The sequence below is a fragment of the Mycobacterium scrofulaceum genome (assembly GCF_002086735.1).
In the GTDB taxonomy this organism is placed as follows: domain Bacteria; phylum Actinomycetota; class Actinomycetes; order Mycobacteriales; family Mycobacteriaceae; genus Mycobacterium; species Mycobacterium scrofulaceum.
Map to the genome: position 1 here is coordinate 1 of NZ_MVIJ01000015.1, position 19,558 is coordinate 19,558.

A 19,558-nucleotide genomic window follows, 5' to 3' on the forward strand; every position below is an offset into this window, starting at 1 on the left:
TCGGGGCCCTTACCCTCGGCGAAACCCAGCACGCCGAAGGCGAAGTGCCGCCAGCGGTCGATGTCGCTCGTCGAAATCGTGATGTAGCCCAGGCTTTTCAGGTCGGTCAACGTGGTCTCCTAGATCAAAGCCCTAAGCGGGCCCTCGGGCGGATCGATACCGAGCGAACTCAGCGCCGACGCGTGATAGGTGGTGCCCGGCATGTGGATGGCGTGCAGCTGGCCGACATGGACGTCGCGCCAATAGCGTTGCAGCGGCTTGTCCATCCGGGCCGCGTTGCCGCCCGAGCGGGCGAAGATCTCGTCGACCGCCGACACCGCGCGCCACACCGCGCGGATCTGGGTGCGCCGCCCGGCCGCGCGGTCGGCGAACGACACCTCCTTGCCCGCGGCGACCATGTCGTAGATCCGGTCGGCGTTGGCCAGCAGTTCCTGGCGGGCGGCGTTGATGTCGGCGGCCGCCTCGCCGATGGCGAACATCACGTAGGGGTCGTCCTTGATCGCGGTGCCGGTGGCGCCGACGCGCTCGCGCTGGTAGTCCAGGTGCGCGGCCAGCGCCCCCTCGGCGATGCCGATCGTGGCCGCCGAGATGCCCAGCGGGAACATCGTCGACCACGGCATCAGATACAGCGGCTCGGTCATGCCGGCCTCGCGCTGGGCGGTGCCGTCCATCACCTTCGTCGCGTCCATCGTCCGGTAGGCCGGGACGAACGCGTCGGAGACGATCACGTCCTTGGAGCCGGTCCCGCGCAGCCCCACCACGTTCCACGAGTCCTCGACGATCTCGTAGTCCTTGCGCGGCAGGATCATGTGCAGCATCTGCGGCGGCATGATCGGAATGCCCTTGTCGTCGCCCAGCATCGCGCCCAGGATGATCCAGTCGCAGTGGTCGGTGCCCGAGCTGAACTGCCAGCGGCCGTTGAACAGGTAGCCACCGTCGACCGGCTTGGCCACCCCCTGCGGTGCGTACGGCGAGGCCATCCAGGTGTCGACGTCATCGGCCCATACCTCGGCGGCGACCTTCGGGTCGGCGTACGCCAACTGGTAGGGGTGCACACCCACCACGCCGACGATCCAGCCGGCCGCCGGGTCCAGCGCCGCGGTCGCCATCGTCGTCTCGGCGAACTCGCGGGGGTGGGCCTCGAAGCCTTGGTATTGCTTGGTCTGCAGGAGCCGGATCAAGCCGGCTCCCTTCATCAGCTTGACGGTGTCGTCGGTGAGCCGGCCGATCCGTTCGGCCTCCGGGGCCTGGTCGCGCAACTGGTCCGCCATCGCCACGACCCGGTCGAGTACCCGTTCGCTCATGTTGGTGTCCTTACGTCTGGGGGCTTGGTAATGGTCTACCGCAGTTCGTGCCCTCGCCGAAGGCGTTCCGGTGAGCGGAAGCAAAAGCGGTCGGACCGGTGCGCACGATGTGGCGCTCAGGGGACCGGGCCCGGCACGCCAGCATCACGCAGTCCCGGCGGCGGCCTCACGCCGAAAGCGAGGTGCGCGGCGACCACGGGAAAGGTCACCCTCTGGCGGGCGCCACCGCCGCTACGTCGGCAAAGACGCACATGGCTTGCGGCGTAGAGCAATTGAACGACACCTTGGCGAAGGTCCAATCGCCGCACGACGGGGGAGCCCCGCGTGGCCTTCGGACGAGCAATTACCGTCCGCGCGGGCGATCGTTGACGACCTCCCCCGAGATTCGATGCTGATGCTGGTCCACCAATCTCAGCGCGGGTGCGCCCGTTGCCGGCGCCTTCAGCGCGGCCGTATGCGGTGCCCGGGGGTGTTGGCGGCGCGGTGGGGGAGGCGATCCGGGTTGCCCCTCGAGCACCGGGCGGTCACCGGTGGGCGACTCCGCGTCCCGGTGATCAGACCTCAACCAGTTGGTGGCCGCGACGGCGAGGACCGCGCCGGCGGCCGTGCCCAGACCCTGCGCCCAGCCCAGCGGGCCGACGGGCGTGCAGCCCAGCAACTGGCTGATCCCCGGGGTGGTGATCATCGCGGTGAATGCGGCGAACGACCCGGCGGCGGTGAGCAACACCAAAGGTGCGTGCGAGTCGACCACGGTCTGGCCGAGTTCGACGGCCACCAGCGAGATCAACGCGACGGTGGACGCCCGTTGCGGCAGCCCGGTGACCGATGCCATCAGCCACGCCGTCGTGGCGGCGGCGGCGGTGAGCGTCCCGCGCGCCGCGACGGCCCGACGTAGCGCGCGGTCGTCGATGCCGCTCCCGACGCGCTGCACCGGGCCCGCCGGCGTGCTGACGGCGACCGCGGTGGCCGGTAGCGCGTCCGTGAGCATGTTGATCAGCAACAACTGGCGGGTGTTCAGCGGCGACGTCCCGGTGAGCGCCGTGCCGATCACGGAGAAGATCACCTCGCCGGCGTTGCCGCCGAGCAGGCCGGTCACGGCGGCCTGCACTCCCCGCCACAGGCGCCGCCCCTCGTCGATGGCGGCCACCAGGGTCTCGATGCGACCGTCGGTGAGCACCAGATCGGCGGTGGTGTGCGCCGAGTCGCTGCCGCGGGCGACCACACCGACCCCGACGCTCGCGGCGCGAATCGCCGCGGCGTCGTTGGCGCCGTCACCCACCATGGCGCAGACGCGCCCGGCGCGCTCGAGCGTCTGGACCACCTGCACCTTGTTCTCCGGCGACATCCGGGCGAAGATCACCCGTTCGGACACCGCGAGCCGCTGCTCCTCGCGGGACATGGCGTTCCACTCCGACCCGGTGATCACCTGCTCCGCGCTGACGGGCACGCCCAGTTCGCGGGCGATCGCGGTGGCGGTGACGGGATGGTCACCGGTGATCAGCCGGATGGCCACCCCGCGGTCGGACAGGTCGGCCAGCAATTGCGGCGCCTGGGGGCGCGGCGTGTCCGAGAGCCCGAGGAAGCCGGTCAGCGTCAACCCCGTGCCGCACAGAGCGCCGATGCGGTCGGGGTCTTCCCGCACCGCGCGCGCCTGCTGGGCGCTCAATTTCCGCCGGGCAACGGCGATGGTCCGCAGGCCCGCGGTCGTCAGGGTGGTGATCGCGTCGTCCACCTCCGCGCCGACGGAGCGGCAGGCGGCCAACACCACCTCCGGCGCGCCCTTGACGGTCAGCTGGGTGCCCGTCACCGACGCCGAGAACGCCCTGCCGGAACGGAACGGTAGGTGAGCGTCCGGTTCGGGCCGCGACCTGGGACCGGCCACCTCGTCGGCGGCCTTGATGATGGCCTCGTCGGTGGCGTGGACGTGCGGGTTGCCGTCGTCCGCCGGGGCGGCCTGGGCGGCGCACCGCAGAACGTCATCGCGGGAATGCTGCGCCACCGGACGCACCTCGGCGACTCGGAGTCGGTTTTCGCTCAGCGTCCCGGTCTTGTCGAAGCAGACCACTTCGACGCGGCCGAGCGCCTCGGCCGCACGGGGCACCCGCACCAGCGCTCCGGCGTCGCCCAGCCGCTGCGCCGACGCGGACTGCGCCAGGGTCGCCATCAGGGGCATGCCCTCGGGGATCGCGGCCACGGAGACCGCGATCGCGCTACTCAGCGCTTGGCGCAGACCGCCCGCGCGCAACAGGCCGAGTGCACCGACCAGAACCCCGCCGCCCGCGCTGAAGGGGAACGCGCGGCTCATCAGCCGGCTGAGTTGATGATGCAGGCCGACGGTGGGGAGGTCCCCGGAGGCCAGCTCGGCCGCGCGGCGCGTCTGGGTGTCGGCGCCGACGGCGGTGACCACCGCGATCGCGGTGCCCGCCACCACGGTGGTGCCGGCATAGACCATGCAGCGACGCTCCGCCAGCTCCGCCCCCGGCGTGGCCTCGACCTGCTTCTGGACGGACAGGGACTCACCGGTCAACGACGATTCGTCGACCTCGAGGTCGTGGGCCTCGATCACCCGAGCGTCCGCGGGCACCACCTCGTCGCTGCGCACCTCGATCACGTCACCGGGCCGCAGCTGCTCGACGACGACTTCGCGGTAGCCGCGTGCGGCGTCGGATCCCGGGATTACCACGCGGGCCGGCGGGGTCTGCTGAGCGAGCAGGCGGTTCAGCCGGTTCTCGGCCCGAAGCTGTTGGGCCGTCGACAGCAGCGCGTTCCCGGTCAGCACGGTGCCGACCAGGACCGCGTCGGCAGGTGACCCGAGCACCGCGGTGGCAGCCGAACACAATCCGAGGATTGGCGTCAGCGGGTCGCCGGTCAGCTCGGCGACGGCGGCCCTGGCGAACTCCCACACCGCGGCGGGAAAGCGTCCGTCGTCCGGTCCGGAACCCGTTGCGGCAGGGGGTTCGTCGGGGTCGCGCAGCGCCGCCAGCACTTCGCGGACCCGCTCTGCCGACATCGCGTGCCACTCGAACACCGGCGCCGGCCGGGGCACGGGCGTGCGAACGGTGCCGAGCGCCAACAGGTATCCCGACAGCAGGCCCGCGACGGCGCCGATGGTCACCGGGCCGGGCCCGCGCAACCTGCGCACCCCGGGCACCATGAACAACGCGCCCAGCGCCGAGGCGCCCACCGAGATGGCGATGCCCTGCTGGCTCGCCCTCCTGGCGGCCGGTAACGCATGCAGCACCCGCCACGCCCCGGCCAGGTCGTCGAGCATCAGGTCCGCATTCCACGGCGGTGGAGCATCCGCGCCCGGCCTGATCCCCAGCGCCACGTCGGCGCTCGAAAGGGCTTGCGCCCCGGACGAGGACAACACAACGACGGTGTGCCCGTCCCGTTGCAGCGCGGACACCGCGTCGGCGAGCGCGCCGTCGACATCGGCGCCGTCGACCGGGTGTACGTCATCGAAGGCGGGACGCAGGTCGCCGAGCAGGCCGGCGTCAACGGACACCAGGCGCGCGCCGGAGTCGCGCGCTCGGGTGATCAGCGCCGACGCGAGAGGGTGCGGCGCCGGGGCGATGAGAGCCTCGACCGCATCGCCGCCATCGACGTCGTCGGACGAGGCCGGAATCCGGTGCCAGCCCGGGCCCGGGCCCGGGCCGTCGTCGAGCAGCTGCTGCGCGCGGGCCCAGGCCGCCGGCAAGTCGTCGTCGCGGGCGCCGCGGACGCGAACCACCCGCATCTGAGCGCCACACAGCACGCGCGGATCGATCAGCAGCGCATCGACCTTGTCGAGGCGGCGCAGACTTTCCGGCCGCAGCGGCAGCACCGCGTGCCGGTCGGCCAGGCCGCGCCCGAGGGTGGTGGCGAACGCCTCGTGCGTGGTGTGCATCGCCTTCGGCGAGGCCGCCAGCGCGGCGTTCGACGCCATGGTGACGTTGCGGGTGAGGGCACCGGTCAGGCCGACACCGATCAGCTGCACCCACGCGACGCGCTTCCCATGACGTTCGATCCGGCCGGCCGGCGCGGGAACCGCGCGGGGTAAGTGATGCATCTCCGACTCGTCGGCATGCCGGGCCAGGTCCGGCTCATAACGGGCCCATGCCCGCGCCGCGGCCCGGGACTCCGCGGCCTTGAACGCCTGCATCGCGAGGTCGACCGAGAGCTTCGCCGGCGACAGCGTGACAACGTGCGCGGCGGTGCCGAACACCGACAACGCGGTGTCCGTGGCGCCGGGGCCGATCCCGGCCTCGAGCGCACGACGCAGCCACGGCTGATGATTCGCGATCGCCGACACCGCATCGACGGCGATCGGGGCCGCCGGCAACCGCAATGCGCGGCCCGCGACCGCGACCGCGAACCCGGCGGCGTTGACGGCCACCATCGCGCCGCGGGTGACCATCAGCAGCCCATCACCGGGCAAGCCGCCGGCCCGGATGGAATCGGCTGGGCCGTAAGCCTTTTCAGCGGATGCGAGAGCAGAACAAAGCTGGTCGAGCGACGCCCGGCCGTCGTCGATCTCGACAACCACCCGCGATAACGGACGGTTCAGGCTGACCTTTGTGACCCCGGGCTGCGCCCGCATCGCGTCCACGGCGGCGCGGGCGCGTGCCGCGCCGTCCGCGCCGTCGAGCCCGCGCACCTCGATCCACAGCCGGCCGTCACCGCGCCCGCACCGCCGGGTCAGCGTGGACCGGGAAACCTCACCCGAGAGCACCGTGGCGCCCACCCGGACGGGCAGCGCGACGACATCGAGGCCCGCAGCGGCCAGCTTGCCGACGGCGTCGCCAAGCCCCGCGGCAGCCCCGAGCCCCGCCGACACCACCCGCAGCGGTGAAAGCTGTCGCACGCGCAATCCCTTTCACGCACATCACGAATGGTTGCTTCGCGGTGATTCGCGACGCAGCCGCCGACCGACGCTGGCCCCGGCTGCAAACCCGACCAACCTAACCCGCGGTTAGGGGGCCAGCAACTTGACACGGATCCGAGTAACAAACATGTAAAAAGTGATCACAGCTGTTGGGGACGCTCGATCGAAATGTTCGGCTCGCCTGATTCAAATTCGGAGCAAACCCCAAAGGGCCGTTGCGGTTACGTGGGCTCTTACGTCTTAACGTGTGGGGGCGGGGTGGTGGTCCGCGACCCCGACGATGAGGAGCAACCATGAACGACATCGACGACTTGTCCGCGCGGCTGCGCCGGCTGGAGGACGAACGCGACATTGCGCGGCTGATCGCCTCGTACGGCCCGGCGGTGGATGCCGGCGATGCCGAGGCCGCCGCGGGACTGTGGGCGAGCGACGGCAGCTACGACGTCGACGGCTGGCGCATGGAGGGCCGGGCCGGCGTGCACGCCATGGTGAGTTCGTCGGCGCATCAGAAGCTGGTGGCCCAGGGGTGCTGCCATTTCCTCGGGCCGTGCGTCGTCACCGTCACCGGCGACTCGGCGGTCGCGGTGTGCGAGTCCCTGGTGCTGGTCCGCGACGGCGAGGGGTACCGCGTATGGCGCTGTGCCGCAAATCATTTCGTGCTCAGCCGGATCGATGGCCAGTGGCGGATCGGCGCGCGCACCACCCGCGTCCTGGACGGCAATCGTGACGCCCACGACCTTTTGACCAGGGGCGTCGCGGGGTCGGTCTGAGCCGCGGCGGTCAGGCGCTGTGCCGAGATCGACGTCAACGCGCCTTCTTCGCGCTGGCGTCGAGATCGATGGAGCTCGCGATCGCCTCTACCCCCTCGAGAGGAACGCCAGCACGGTGCTCTCGAACGCCTCCTTGGCCTCGATCATCGCCCAGTGCCCCGAGTTGGGGAAGATGTGCAGCTCGGCGTTGGGAATGGTGCGCATCGGGATCAGCGCCATGTCCGGCGGGCTGACCCGGTCGTCGCGTCCCCACGTCAGCAGGGTGGGCGCGGTCAGTTTGTGCATGACCGCCCACGGCAGCGGGCGGTCGGAGGCGGCCATCGCGGAGTTCATCGCGGCGAAGGCCGCCTTCCCGTACATGCGGCGCGCGGCGGCCAGCGTGTCCGGATCGGTGGCCAGCTCCCAGCGTTCCTCGACGAGTTCGTCGGTGATCAGCGCCTGGTCGTACACCATCGACTTGAGCCAGTCGACCAGTCGCTGCCGGGTGGGGTCCTCGACGAATTCCTGCAGCAGCCGGATGCCCTCGCTGGGGCTCGGGCTGAAGATGTTGGTCCCGATGCCGCCGATGGTCACCAACCGGTCGACGCGGTCGGGGTTGTGCGTGGCGAAGTTGATGCCGACGCCGCCGCCCATCGAATTCCCGACGATGTGCACCCTCCGGACGCCGAGCGCGTCCAGGAAGGGGGACACGGTGCCGAACGCGGTGACCATCGGGTGGCCGCCGAAGTCGTCGCTGACGCCGAAGCCGGGGAACTCCAGGACCAGGCAGCGGAACCGATCGGCGAAGGCGGGCAGGAGGCCGCGGAAGTTGCGCCACCCGGTGACGCCCGGACCGGAGCCGTGCAGGAACAGCAGCGTCGGGGCGGAGTCCGGACCGCAGTCGTAGTAGCGCAAAGCGCCCTTCGGAGTGCTGATTTCACGCAGGTCCTGCTGGGTAACGGTGTCTACCACGGGTGTCACCTTGCCATGCCGCCGCGGCGCGGCCCGGGTCAGGTGTGGCCGTGCCCGGGCTCGCTGCAATTCAGCAGCTCTTTGAGCGCGGCGGGGAACGTGTCGGCGAGGTCCCAGAGGTCGGCCACCAGGTCCGGGCAGGAGATCAGACCGACGCCGAGGCGGCCGTTGAGCGACATGACGGTGATGTTGAGTCCGGCGCCGGCGATGATCGGGCCGAGCGGGTACATGGCGTCGACCCGGCAACCCATGAAGTACAGCTGTTCCTGGGGGCCGGGCACATTGGACAGCACCAGGTTGTGCGGCGGTTTGTCGGGCAGGGGAATCCGGGGCAGCACTTTCATCGCGGCGCCGAACATGGTTTGTCCCGCCACTTGTGTCCAGTCCTGCAGCAGGCTGGGGCCCATGGCGGCGGCGTGGTCCTTGGCCGCCGCGTTGCGTTCCGCGATGCTGCCCAACCGTTCGGCGGGATCGTCGATGTGGGTTTCGAGCCGGCACAGCATCCACGTCGTCTGGTTGCGGCCCGGCCGGTCGCTTTTGCCCCGCACCGATACCGGCACGCTGGCCACCATCGGGCTGTCGGGAAGTTCGTCGCGGTCCAGCAGGTACTGGCGCAACGCGCCCGCGCACAAGGCGGTCACCACGTCGTTGATCGTGACCCCGAACGTGCGTTTGACCTTCTTGACGTCCTCGAGGTCGAGCGTCGCGAGGGCGACGTTGCGGCGCCGGGTGAAGTGCCCGTTGAACGCCGTCGGCGGCGCCGCGAACGGGGCGGCCATGGTGTGTCCGCCGCCGCGGGCGCGCAGGATCGTCTGTGCCAGCGTCAGAGCGGTCGCCGGCACCACTTTGGCCAGCCGCCATGGCCGTAACCCGGCGCCGAGGAGCCCGGACGCCGCGATCTGCAGCGGATTCGCCCCGCCGACGCGAGTAGCGGGCTCGGGCGCCGGGGCGTTCGGGACGGTGCTGCACAACTGGGCGAGCAGGTTGGCGCCGCCCACTCCGTCGACCACGGCGTGGTGGGCCTTCAGGACGACGGACACCGCGTCCCCGCCATGCAGGCCCTCGACGATCCACATCTCCCACAGCGGGCGGTCCCGGTCCAGCGCCAGCCCGGCGACGTGCCCGCAGATCTCCGCTAACTCCCTGGATCCCCCGGGCGCCGGCAGCGCCACCCGGTGGAGATGACGCGACAGGTCGAAACGGTCGTCGTCGACCCAGACGGGATGGTCGAGGTTCAGCTGGTTGTCGGCCAGCTTGAGGCGGAATTCCGGCACCGCGTCCACCCGCGCCGACAGCGCAGCCCGAAATTCGGGGAACGTGTAGCCGCCCGGCAAGTCACCGGAGTCCAGCTCCAGCACGCAGCAAACATTCAAGGGTTGCGTGCGGGATTCCAGGTACAAAAAGAACGCGTCTAATCCACTGAGTCGTTGCATTTCCGCTCGTCTCATTAGCGCGGCCATGACCGCTGGTCACATGACCTATGGTCACCCCCGGGCCCCACCGATGAACGCAATCAGGGGTCGACCGCAATCTGTAGGTGTGATTTCTATCTGTAGCCGCTGAGCGGTCTCAGGCAAACATCCGCGCTAGACATTTAACGAAATCGCCACCGGCGTTCATCTCCGCGCGCCGCTCACCCGCCGGCTCGCTGCCGAGCCATGGCCGAGTCGGGGGCCGCCCAGTCGGTCGACACCCGCCGGTGGTTGATCAGCCAGGTGTCGCCGTCGGGCACCAAAGTGTCCCGGTAGCGGCCGAAATGGTCGAGCCCGGCATGGGTGACGACGGTGAAGTACGACGAGACGTGCGCCGCGTCGCGAGTCAGTCCGGCGAACAGCACATTGGTCAGGTTGTGCCGGACGATCGGCTTGACGCTGGCGGGCCGGGTGACGGCCACACCGCCGAGAAACGAAGCGATCGCCGCTCGCCCGCGCAGCGGCTCGAGGCCGCGGATCTCCAGGACGCCGTCCACGCAGAACGTCTCGGCGAGCCCCGTCACGTCGCCGACGTCGCCCGCCCAGTTGTACCGCGCCAGGGTGTCGCGGATCCGCTCACGCGCGACCAATTCCCATATCTCCACCGTCGTGACTCCTCGGGCGCAGCCTAATACCCGAATGCGCGACGGCTACCTCACGATGTGGGGTCGGAACACGCGTGGCACGGCCGGCGTCACGCCGTTCAGATCGAAGACCGCGATCAGGGCCCGCAGCAGGGCGGGGGGCCAGTCCTCGAAGGGCTGGGCGTCCAACCGGTCGATGACCTCGGCGCGCAGGTATTCGATGCCCTGGCGGTCGCTCACGGCGCACCCCGATGCGGCGGGCCCGCTTGGATGCTCAACGAGCCGGCTCCCTTCCCGTGAACGTGTCCTCCGGGGCCGACGCTAATTTCGGTGACCCGGCGTTGTACAGCTGAGTGGCCAGATTCAAATGTCTCTCAAGGAAATCCCGCGGGCGGCGCTTGGGCGGGGCTGCTGACCGCATGCGCGCCCACCGGGTCGCCGGCACCGGGTCGTGGGCATCCCGAGACGCGGGTTTTGCCCACTTCCGCGACGGTCCGTAGCGGAATACAGTGGGTGGGTGACAACGGGCGAAGACGGCAGGCATCTGCGCACCTGCCCCCTGTGTGAAGCCATGTGCGGCTTGGAGATTCACGTCGAAGGCGGCAGCGTCACCGGCATCCGGGGCAACCGAGACGACGTGTGGAGCCGCGGACACATCTGCCCGAAGGGCGTCTCACTTGCGGCGCTGCACGACGACCCGGACCGCATCCGCCGACCCATGATCAAGGTCGACGGGCAGTGGCGGGAGGTCAGTTGGGACGCGGCCTTCCGTCGCTGCACCGAACTGCTCACCCCGGTGATCGAAAAGTATGGAATCGGCGCGGTTACCGCCTACACCGGCAACCCGCTGGCGCATTCGTTCTCCCTGGCCCGGTACGCGGGTGTGCTGATGGGGATGTCCGGAATCCCCGTCACCTATTCCCCGGGGACGGTCGACCAATGGCCGAAGAACCTGTCCTCGCACCTGATGTACGGCCTCTGGTGGAACTTCCCCGTGCCGGACATCGAACGCACCGACCTGATGGTGATCATGGGCGCCAACCCCGCCGCGTCGCAGGGGTCGTTGTTGGCCGCGCCCGACGTGATGGGGCTGATCGACGGTATCCGCAAGCGCGGTAGGGTGATCGTGATCGACCCGGTCCGCACTCCGACGGCGGCGCGCGCCGACGAGTGGCTGCCCATCGTGCCCGGCACCGACGCCGCCCTGCTGTTGGCCGTCGCGCACACGCTGTTCGACGAAGACCTGGTCGCTCCCGGCCCGCACATCGACGGCTGCGTCGATGGGATGGACACGATGTGCCGGGTCGCCGCCGACTGGCCACCGGAACGGGTCAGCGCCGTCACCGGCATCGCCGAGGACCGCATCCGGCTACTGGCCCGCGAGCTCGCCGGCACCGAACGATCGGTGGTATACGGGCGAATCGGACTGTGCAACCAGGAGTTCGGCAGTCTGGCCAGCTGGCTGGTGGACGTCATCAACATCCTGACCGGTCACTTCGACGTGCCCGGGGGAGCGATGTTTCCCAAGCCGGCGGCCTGGTCGATCACCACCCAGCCGCTGCCCGGCCTGGAAGGCGGCCTGCCGGAATTCGGCCGCTGGCGCACCCGCGTGCGCGGGGCGAAGGAGGTGCTCGGTCAGGCGCCGGTGTCCTGCATGGCCGAAGAGATCGCCACCCCGGGCGAGGGGCAGCTCAAGGCACTGATCACCGTCGCCGGCAACCCGGTCCTGTCGACCCCCGGCGGTGACAAGCTCGACGAGGTGTTGCCGATGCTGGAAGCGATGATCTCCGTTGACCTTTGGATCAACGAGACGACGCGGCACGCCGACGTGATCCTGCCGGGACTGTCCCCGCTCGAGCAGCCGCACCACGACGACCTGATCCTGCTTTTCGCGATCCGCAGCGTCGCGAATTACTCCGCGCCGGTGTTCGACCCGGGGGACCGCCCGCACGAGTGGGAGATCCTCATCCGGCTGACGGGCCTGTGCACCGGCACACCGGCCGAAGACGTCGACGTCGCCGCGATCGATGACGGCTTCTTCGATTACCTGGCGTTCACCCGGGGCCTCGACGGGGCGGAGATCCGCAAGCTCTGCGACGCCGCCGGTTTGCGCGGCGGCCCCGAGCGGATGCTCGACCTCACGCTGCGGACCGGCCCCTTCGGGGACGAGTACGGCAAGAACCCCGGTGGGCTGACGCTGGACCTGCTCAAGGCGAACCCGAACGGCATCGACTTCGGGCCGATGGTGCCGCAGCTCCCCGATATTCTGGGCACGCCCGACAAGAAGATCCGGCTCGCGCCGCAATACCTGCTCGACGATCTGCCCCGGCTGGCCGCGCGGCTTCAGCGCCCGGCCGAGCCGCTGGTCCTGGTGAGTCGCCGGCACCTGCGATCGAACAACACCTGGTTGCACAACGTGCCCGCGCTGATGAAGGGAAAAGACCGCTGCACGTTGCTGATTCATCCTGACGACGCCGCGCGCTGCGGGGTCGCCGACGGCGACGTCGTCACCGTGAAATCGGCCGCGGGCGAGATCAAGGTGCCGGTCGAGGTCACGGACGCGATCAGGCCGGGCGTGGTCTCGATGCCCCACGGCTGGGGGCATGGCAAGCCGGGCACCCGCATGGCGGTCGCCAACGGCTCGCCGGGGGTCAACACGAATGTCCTTTCCCCGCCGACGTTTATCGATGAGCCGTCGGGCAACGGCGCGCTCAACGGCATACCGGTCACCATCATCGACGACCAAGCGCGGTTCCGACCCGCGAAAAGACTTTGAGGCAGCCCACCCTTTTCCTCCCGGCCCGTCTCGAACGTTAACGGCACGCGCCGGCCTGTGGTTCATCTCACCCGAACGCCATTCCGATGAACCGTCTAGGCAAGCCCCTCGTCGGCATAGGCATGACTGCAACAACGCATCTCACAACCACGCGCCGGGCCGCTCGTAGCGGACACGGCGCACCGCACATCGCCGGGGCGGCGGTGGCATTCACGCCGCACCGCTACAACCAGGACGAGGTCGCCCGCGAGCTCACCGAATTCACCGATCCGCGTTTCCTGCGCTTCGCCCAGACAACGGGAGTCGACCACCGCAGCCTCGCGCTGCCGTTGTCGCGCTACCCGCGGTTGAACAGCTTCACGGAAGCGAACGACGCCTACCTCCAGGTCGCCGTCGACCTCGGCGAGCAGGCGATACGTTCGGCGCTGGACGAGGCCGGCGTCGAACCGGACGAGGTGGACACCATCGTGATGGTCTCCAGCACCGGCATCGCGGTGCCCACCATCGACGCGCGTCTGATGAGCCGAATCGGACTGCGGCCCAACATCAAACGCGTCCCGCTGTTCGGACTCGGCTGCGTGGCCGGGGCCGCCGGCATGGCGCGCGTGCACGACTACCTGCACGGCTACCCGGGGGATGTCGCCGTGCTCCTGTCGGTCGAGCTGTGTTCCCTGACCCTGCAGCGTGACGACACCTCGATCCCCGCACTCATCGGGGTGTCCCTGTTCGGCGACGGCGCCGCGGCCGTGGTCGCCACCGGATCCGACCGAATTCCGTTGGGCCCGGAGCGCAATCGCGCGCCGCGAGTTCTCGCCACCCGCAGCCGCGTGATTCCCGAGACCGTCGACGTGATGGGGTGGAACGTGGGGTCCAGCGGATTTCAACTGGTGATGTCTCGCGACGTGCCGAAGATGGCCGAGGTCCACCTGCGCGACGAAGTCGACGCCTTCCTGGCCGACCATGGCCTGTCCCTGGCCGACATCTCGGCGTGGGTGTGCCATCCCGGCGGCCCGAAAGTCCTCGACTCGATCGAGGAAGCTCTGGACTTGCCGCCGGAGGCGCTGGCGCACAGCCGAAACTCGATGCGGGACAACGGCAACATCTCGTCGGCGTCGGTGCTCGACGTGCTGCGCCGCACCGTCGCGGAGCCGCCGCCCGAAGGGGCGTTCGGGATAATGCTGGCGATGGGGCCGGGCTTCAGTTTCGAACTTCTGCTGCTGCAGTGGTGAGGGGCGAAGCCATGTACTACTACCTGTTCATTCTGGCGATCGCCGCCGAACGCCTGGTCGAGCTGGCGGTCTCGCAGCGGAACACCAAATGGTCGCTGGCACAAGGGGGAAAGGAGTTCGGCCGCGATCACTACCCGGCGATGGTCAGCATGCACGCGCTGTTGCTGGTCTCGTGCGTCGTGGAAACCTGGACCTTCGCCCGGCCGTTCGTCCCGTGGCTGGGCTGGCCGATGCTCGCGGTGGTGGTGCTCAGCACGGTGGTGCGCTGGCGCTGCGTGAGCGTGCTCGGCAAGCGCTGGAACCCGAGGCTCATCGTGATCCCGGGCTCGCCATTGGTGCGCGACGGGCTGTACCGATGGGTGCGCCACCCCAACTACGCCGCGGTCGCGGCGGAGGTTGCCGCGCTGCCGCTGGTGCACTCGGCCTGGCTGACGGCGATCGTGTTCAGCGTGGCGAACGCGCTGGTGCTCAGCGTCCGGATCCGGGCGGAGAACGCGGCGTTGGGCCTGGCCTGAGCGCTGCCCGGGCGGGTCAGGGCGCGATGGGACGATTCGTCCATTCGCGGTCGGGCCGGCGCGACGAGCGGAACCAGCCGCCCGCCGCGCCGGTTCCGCCGTCGGTCGGAACGGTGTGGCCCGTGACGAACGCCGACAACTCCGAGGCCAGAAACAAGATGACGCGGGCTTGATCCTCGGGCACGCCCATCCGGCCGACCGGAACCCACTGGGGCCATTGCGCCCGCTCGTCGGCCGACAGCCACCGCGAGTAGGGCACCTGAAGGGATTCCGTGACGTCGGGGGCGATGGCGTTGACCCGCACCCCGTGCGAGCCCACCTGCACCGCGAGGCTGCGGGTGAAGTGGATGACGGCGGCCTTGAAGGCGGCATAGACCGGATCTTCCGGGTAGCCGCGCAGGCCTTCGATCGAGGACACGTTGACCACGGCGCCGGTCCGCCGGGCGACCATCGCCGGCAGGAACGCGCGGGTGACCAGGAAGACGTGCTGCAGATTGATCCGGTACAGCTCGTCCCAGAACTGCGGGTCGGTGTCGACGAAGTTGCCGGGATGCCGCAGCCAGTGCCCCACGTTGTTCACCAGCACATCCACCCGGCCGTAGCGGTCCAGCACCGACCGCGCCAGCTCGTCGACCGCGGCCGCGTCCCGAACGTCGGTGACCACCGCCACGGCCGACGCGCCGGAGGCCGCGATGTCGTCGACCGTCCGCGCGGCGAGCCCGTCGTCGATGTCCACGATGACCACGTGCGCGCCGTGTCGGGCGAACAGTCGGGCGGTGGCCGCGCCGATGCCGCCCCCACCACCGGTCACCACGGCCACCCGGTCGCGCAACAGCGCGTCAGCGCAAGTTTCGTCGTTCATCGCTCATATCTTGGGCCACCGGCCAAATGCGGCACTCCCCGGGCGGGCGACACCCCCGAAACCTGTCCTATACCCAGCGGCCAGCCGCGGTAAACCGTGATCTACCCAACATTCGCGGGGCCTTCACCGGCAGTTTTTCCTGGCCGCGGAGGGGTATTCCCTCCGCACTTAGGAGGGATTTGCAATGGTTAGCACCATCGCTCCACGTCGTGTATTGCCAAGCGGCGCAATGAAACGGCGAGTCCACCACCGCCACAGCCCGCAATCGTTCGCCGTGTCGATGGCCAGCCGGCTGATCGTGAAGAACACGGTGCGCGCGTGGGCGTTCACTCCCAACCTGCACTGGCCGTTCGAATACGTCGACGGTCTCGCGGGATTGGTGCCGCGTTTCGGGATCTCGGCGAACATCGAACCGGTACGGCTGGAAAATTGTGCGGCCGAGTGGGTTTGCGCGCCCGGCGCCTCGACCGACCGGGCAATCCTGTATCTGCACGGCGGCGCCTTCCTCACCTGCGGCCTCAACACCCACCGCTCGGTGGTCACGCGTTTGTCCAAGGCGGCCGACGCCGCCGTGCTCACCGTCGGATACCGCAAGCTGCCCTCGCATCGCATCACCGACGCGGTGGACGACGGGCTGAGCGGGCTTCGCTGGTTGCAGGACCGCGGTTTCGATGGCGCACAGGTGGTGATAGCCGGCGACTCGGCCGGGGGATACCTCGCGTTCATGACGGCGTTGCTGGCCATCGAGAGCGAGATGATGAGGCCTGCCGGGATCGCCACCATTTCACCGTTCACCGATGCCGACCCGGTCCGGAAGCTGAAGCACCGCAACGCGCGCAAGTGCTCGATGTTCACCCGCGGCGCGCTGTCGATGTTCGCCCAATACCTCAGCCAGGCAGAGCTTTTGGAGGGTCGCGGCGATTCCACCGTGGCTTCGCCCGTGGACGCCGACCTGTCTTCCCTGCCGCCGGTCACCATCCACGCCAGCTCCGACGAGTTGCTCCTTCCCGATGCCGAGCTGATGGCAAAGCGCCTGGAATCCAGTGGAATCCCGTGCGACCTGCACCTGTGGGACGGACAGATTCACGATTTCCCGCTGGCGGCCGACATCCTGCCCGAAGGCAGGCGGGCCATCCGCTACATCGGGGAGTTCATCAAAGACGTCACCGCGGCGCGCGAGCCTTGGCGCCGTGGCCTGCCCGCGACCGCGGTGGGCTGACCGAACCCCGAACACGGTCTACCGCAGGGTGATTCGAATCATCGGCCGGCGCGGCTACCGCTCGCGCCCCGCAGGCGCACGGTTGCTCACCGCCGTCTCGCGTTACTCCAGCCAGTCGGGCGCGGAAGCCTCGAGCGGCACCCCGCTGCTCCACGGCATCGGCGACGGCGGCGTCGTCGGCAAAACCGCCGTCACTCTCGGGTATGGGCGGCGGCTACCCGCCCGCCGGTCTGCGGAAACGGCGCCGGCGCAACACACCGGGGCGCGTGGCCGGGGACCGGTCCATATTCGCCGTCCCGATTGGCGCGGCTGCCGATACAGTTGGTCGTGATGAGCCGACCAACCCCACCCGTGTTGACCGTGCGGTACGAGGGATCCGAGCGCACGTTCGCCGCGGGCAACGACGTAGCGATCGGGCGTGACCTTCGGGCCGACGTGCGCGTGGCCCATCCCCTGATCTCCCGCACTCACCTGATCGTCCGATTCGACCAGGGCCGATGGATCGCGATCGACAACGGCAGCCTGAATGGGCTGTTCGTCAACCACCAGCGCGTGCCCACCGTCGACATTCAGGACGGGACGCGCGTCAACATCGGCAATCCGGACGGTCCGGCGCTGACCTTCGAGGTCGGCCGCCACCAGGGCACGGCCGGGCGGCCGCCGCTGACGACGTCGATACCGATCGTGAACCCCGCCACCGCGGCGAGCCCCCGAGCGCCCCACGCCCAGCCGCCCGGCGCGCACTGGCCCGGCCCGCCCCAGCAGCCGGCGTCCGCCTCGTTCCGCCAGCCCAGTGGGCCGCAGCCCGTCCCCCCGCCGAGCGGTTCCATGCCGATTCATCCGCCGAGCGGATCGATGCCGAGCCACCCGTCGGGGCCCCAGCCGCGATACCCGACCGGCGGCCAGCCGGCGGCGCCGCACAGCGCGCCGCAACACGCACCGCAGATCTACCGCTCACAGCCCATGCAGGTCCCGCCAGCCCAGGTCCCGGGCCCGGCCGCGCCGGAGACCGGGCGTGTCGGCGGTGACGCGTCGAACATCGCGACGTCGATGATGAAGATCCTGCGGCCGGGCCGGGCGACGGAATCGGCGCCGGGCGCGATCAAGATCGGCCGCGCCAACGACAACGACATCGTCATTCCCGAGGTGCTGGCCTCGCGCCACCACGCCACCCTGATCCCGACGCCACAAGGCACCGAGATCCACGACAACCGCAGCATCAACGGCACCTTCGTCAACGGCCAACGGGTCGACTCCGCCGTGCTGCACGACGGCGACGTCGTCACGATCGGCAACATCGACCTCGTCTTCGCCGGCGGCACGCTGGCCCGCCGCGACGAGAGCGCGACCGCGACCCCCACCGGTGGCCTCGACGTGCGCAGCGTGTCGTGGACGATCGAGAACGACAAGACGCTGCTGGACGACATCTCGTTGGGCGCCCAGCCCGGGACGCTGACGGCCGTCATCGGACCCTCGGGCGCGGGCAAGTCGACGTTCGCCAGGCTGGTCGCGGGGTACACGCACCCGAGCAGGGGAACGGTGGCGTTCGAGGGCCACAACGTGCACGCCGAGTACGCGTCGCTGCGCAGCAGGATCGGCATGGTGCCCCAGGACGACGTGGTCCACGGGCAGCTGACGGTGCAGCAGGCGTTGATGTACGCCGCCGAGCTGCGGCTGCCGCCGGACACCACCAAGGACGACCGGGCGCAGGTGGTCGCCCGGGTGCTCGAGGAACTCGAGATGACCCAGCACCTGCACACCCGGGTCGACAAGCTCTCGGGCGGCCAGCGCAAGCGCGCCTCGGTCGCCCTGGAGCTGCTCACCGGCCCGTCGCTGCTGATCCTGGACGAGCCCACCTCCGGGCTGGACCCGGCGCTGGACCGTCAGGTGATGACCATGCTGCGCCAGCTCGCGGACGCGGGTCGCGTGGTGCTCGTCGTCACCCACTCGCTGACCTACCTGGACGTCTGCGACCAGGTGTTGCTGCTGGCCCCCGGCGGCAAGACCGCCTTCTGCGGGCCGCCCGGCCAGATCGGGCCGGCCATGGGCACGACGAACTGGGCCGACATCTTCAGCACGGTCGCGGGCGACCCGGACGGCGCCAAGGCGCGGTATCTGGCGCGCACCGGCCCGCAGCCCCCACCACCGCCCGCGCAACAGCCCGCCGACCTGGGCGACCCGTCGCACACCAGCCTGTTCCGGCAGTTTTCGACGATCGCGCGGCGGCAGGTCCGGTTGATCTTCTCCGACCGCGGCTACTTCGTCTTCCTCGCGGTGCTGCCCTTCATCATGGGTTCGCTGTCCATGTCGGTCCCCGGCACCGTCGGGTTCGGCATCCCCAACCCCTATGGCGCCGCGCCCAACGAGCCCGGGCAGATCCTGGTGCTGCTCAACGTCGGCGCGGTGTTCATGGGCACCGCGCTGACCATCCGCGACCTGATCGGTGAGCGCCCGATCTTCCTGCGCGAGCAGGCGGTCGGCCTGTCCACCAGCGCCTACCTGCTGGCCAAGGTCTGCGTCTACACGGTGTTCGCGGTCATCCAGTCGGCGATCGTGACGGTGATCGTGCTGATCGGCAAGGGCGGCCCCACCCAGGGCGCGGTGGCACTCGGCCGGCCGGGCCTCGAACTGTTCGCCGACGTCGCGTTGACGTGTGTGGCCTCGGCGATGCTCGGGCTGGCGCTGTCGGCCATCGCCAAGTCGAACGAACAGATCATGCCGCTGCTGGTGGTGGCGGTGATGTCGCAGCTGGTCTTCTCCGGCGGCATGATCCCGGTGACCGGGCGGCTCGGGCTGGACCAGATGTCCTGGGCGACGCCGGCGCGCTGGGGGTTCGCGGCCTCGGCCTCCACCGCCGACCTGACCAAGCTGGTGCCCGGCCCGCTCAGCCCGAAGGACTCGCACTGGCGGCACACCCCGGGCGCGTGGTGGTTCGACACGGCCATGCTGGTGCTGATCAGCCTGTTCTACCTGGGCTTCGTGCGTTGGAAGATCCGGCTCAGGGGCGGCTGA

Annotated in this window: 13 protein-coding genes and 1 pseudogene; 6 read left to right on the forward strand and 8 right to left on the reverse strand. The window is 69.8% G+C overall.

Features of this window, described 5'->3' with window-relative positions:
- The 3 genes and pseudogenes from BST44_RS29545 to BST44_RS11970 form a co-directional block, all read right to left on the reverse strand.
- A pseudogene (locus BST44_RS29545) lies at window positions 1–110 on the reverse strand (2,3-dihydroxybiphenyl 1,2-dioxygenase); the annotation flags it as partial.
- Between the two features lie 9 nt (window positions 111–119).
- Window positions 120–1,304, reverse strand: coding sequence for an acyl-CoA dehydrogenase family protein (locus BST44_RS11965; RefSeq protein WP_083177336.1), 1,185 nt, complete (start codon window positions 1,302–1,304; stop codon window positions 120–122).
- A gap of 343 nt (window positions 1,305–1,647) precedes the next feature.
- The gene (locus tag BST44_RS11970) at window positions 1,648–6,147 is read right to left on the reverse strand and encodes an HAD-IC family P-type ATPase (RefSeq protein WP_083177337.1); all 4,500 of its coding nucleotides are present in this window, start codon (window positions 6,145–6,147) and stop codon (window positions 1,648–1,650) included.
- Window positions 6,148–6,461: 314 nt separating this feature from the next.
- Here BST44_RS11970 and BST44_RS11975 point away from each other — a divergent pair, with 314 nt between their 5' ends.
- On the forward strand, window positions 6,462–6,938 hold the full coding sequence (locus tag BST44_RS11975) for a nuclear transport factor 2 family protein (RefSeq protein WP_083177338.1): 477 nt from the start codon (window positions 6,462–6,464) through the stop codon (window positions 6,936–6,938).
- Between the two features lie 87 nt (window positions 6,939–7,025).
- Here the strand turns inward: BST44_RS11975 and BST44_RS11980 are convergent, their stop codons facing one another.
- The 4 genes from BST44_RS11980 to BST44_RS30095 all read right to left on the reverse strand — a co-directional run bounded on the left by BST44_RS11980 (window position 7,026) and on the right by BST44_RS30095 (window position 10,185).
- Entirely contained in the window at window positions 7,026–7,889 is an 864-nt protein-coding gene (locus BST44_RS11980) for an alpha/beta fold hydrolase (RefSeq protein WP_208619780.1), read from the reverse strand.
- A gap of 38 nt (window positions 7,890–7,927) precedes the next feature.
- Window positions 7,928–9,322 (reverse strand): WS/DGAT/MGAT family O-acyltransferase, encoded by a 1,395-nt coding sequence (locus BST44_RS11985; RefSeq protein ID WP_083177339.1) that lies wholly within the window; start codon window positions 9,320–9,322, stop codon window positions 7,928–7,930.
- Window positions 9,323–9,522: 200 nt separating this feature from the next.
- The gene (locus tag BST44_RS11990) at window positions 9,523–9,966 is read right to left on the reverse strand and encodes a nuclear transport factor 2 family protein (RefSeq protein ID WP_083177340.1); all 444 of its coding nucleotides are present in this window, start codon (window positions 9,964–9,966) and stop codon (window positions 9,523–9,525) included.
- A 45-nt stretch (window positions 9,967–10,011) separates the two neighbouring features.
- Window positions 10,012–10,185, reverse strand: coding sequence for a hypothetical protein (locus BST44_RS30095; RefSeq protein ID WP_158086652.1), 174 nt, complete (start codon window positions 10,183–10,185; stop codon window positions 10,012–10,014).
- Window positions 10,186–10,462: 277 nt separating this feature from the next.
- Here BST44_RS30095 and BST44_RS11995 point away from each other — a divergent pair, with 277 nt between their 5' ends.
- The 3 genes from BST44_RS11995 to BST44_RS12005 all read left to right on the forward strand — a co-directional run bounded on the left by BST44_RS11995 (window position 10,463) and on the right by BST44_RS12005 (window position 14,465).
- Window positions 10,463–12,721, forward strand: a complete 2,259-nt coding sequence (locus BST44_RS11995; protein WP_083177341.1) for a molybdopterin oxidoreductase family protein — start codon at window positions 10,463–10,465, stop codon at window positions 12,719–12,721.
- A gap of 122 nt (window positions 12,722–12,843) precedes the next feature.
- On the forward strand, window positions 12,844–13,950 hold the full coding sequence (locus tag BST44_RS12000) for a type III polyketide synthase (protein ID WP_208619781.1): 1,107 nt from the start codon (window positions 12,844–12,846) through the stop codon (window positions 13,948–13,950).
- Between the two features lie 11 nt (window positions 13,951–13,961).
- A complete protein-coding gene (locus BST44_RS12005) occupies window positions 13,962–14,465 on the forward strand; it encodes an isoprenylcysteine carboxyl methyltransferase family protein (protein ID WP_083177342.1) in 504 nt (167 codons plus the stop codon).
- A 16-nt stretch (window positions 14,466–14,481) separates the two neighbouring features.
- Here the strand turns inward: BST44_RS12005 and BST44_RS12010 are convergent, their stop codons facing one another.
- Window positions 14,482–15,327, reverse strand: a complete 846-nt coding sequence (locus tag BST44_RS12010; protein ID WP_083177343.1) for an SDR family NAD(P)-dependent oxidoreductase — start codon at window positions 15,325–15,327, stop codon at window positions 14,482–14,484.
- Window positions 15,328–15,511: 184 nt separating this feature from the next.
- Here BST44_RS12010 and BST44_RS12015 point away from each other — a divergent pair, with 184 nt between their 5' ends.
- Together BST44_RS12015 and BST44_RS12020 are read left to right on the forward strand one after the other, a co-directional pair.
- Window positions 15,512–16,546, forward strand: coding sequence for an alpha/beta hydrolase (locus tag BST44_RS12015; RefSeq protein ID WP_083177344.1), 1,035 nt, complete (start codon window positions 15,512–15,514; stop codon window positions 16,544–16,546).
- A gap of 330 nt (window positions 16,547–16,876) precedes the next feature.
- Window positions 16,877–19,558 carry an FHA domain-containing protein gene (locus tag BST44_RS12020; protein ID WP_083177426.1) on the forward strand — a complete coding sequence of 894 codons (2,682 nt, stop codon included), beginning with the start codon at window positions 16,877–16,879 and terminating at the stop codon, window positions 19,556–19,558.

Bases quoted from the DNA above. Each gene is read 5' to 3' on its own strand.
- BST44_RS11965 (WP_083177336.1), bottom strand. From the start codon at position 1,304: ATGAGCGAACGGGTACTCGACCGGGTCGTGGCGATGGCGGACCAGTTG.
- BST44_RS11975 (WP_083177338.1), top strand. From the start codon at position 6,462: ATGAACGACATCGACGACTTGTCCGCGCGGCTGCGCCGGCTGGAGGAC.
- BST44_RS11985 (WP_083177339.1), bottom strand. From the start codon at position 9,322: ATGCAACGACTCAGTGGATTAGACGCGTTCTTTTTGTACCTGGAATCC.
- BST44_RS12000 (WP_208619781.1), top strand. From the start codon at position 12,844: ATGACTGCAACAACGCATCTCACAACCACGCGCCGGGCCGCTCGTAGC.
- BST44_RS12005 (WP_083177342.1), top strand. From the start codon at position 13,962: ATGTACTACTACCTGTTCATTCTGGCGATCGCCGCCGAACGCCTGGTC.
- BST44_RS12010 (WP_083177343.1), bottom strand. From the start codon at position 15,327: ATGAACGACGAAACTTGCGCTGACGCGCTGTTGCGCGACCGGGTGGCC.
- BST44_RS12015 (WP_083177344.1), top strand. From the start codon at position 15,512: ATGGTTAGCACCATCGCTCCACGTCGTGTATTGCCAAGCGGCGCAATG.
- BST44_RS12020 (WP_083177426.1), top strand. From the start codon at position 16,877: ATGAGCCGACCAACCCCACCCGTGTTGACCGTGCGGTACGAGGGATCC.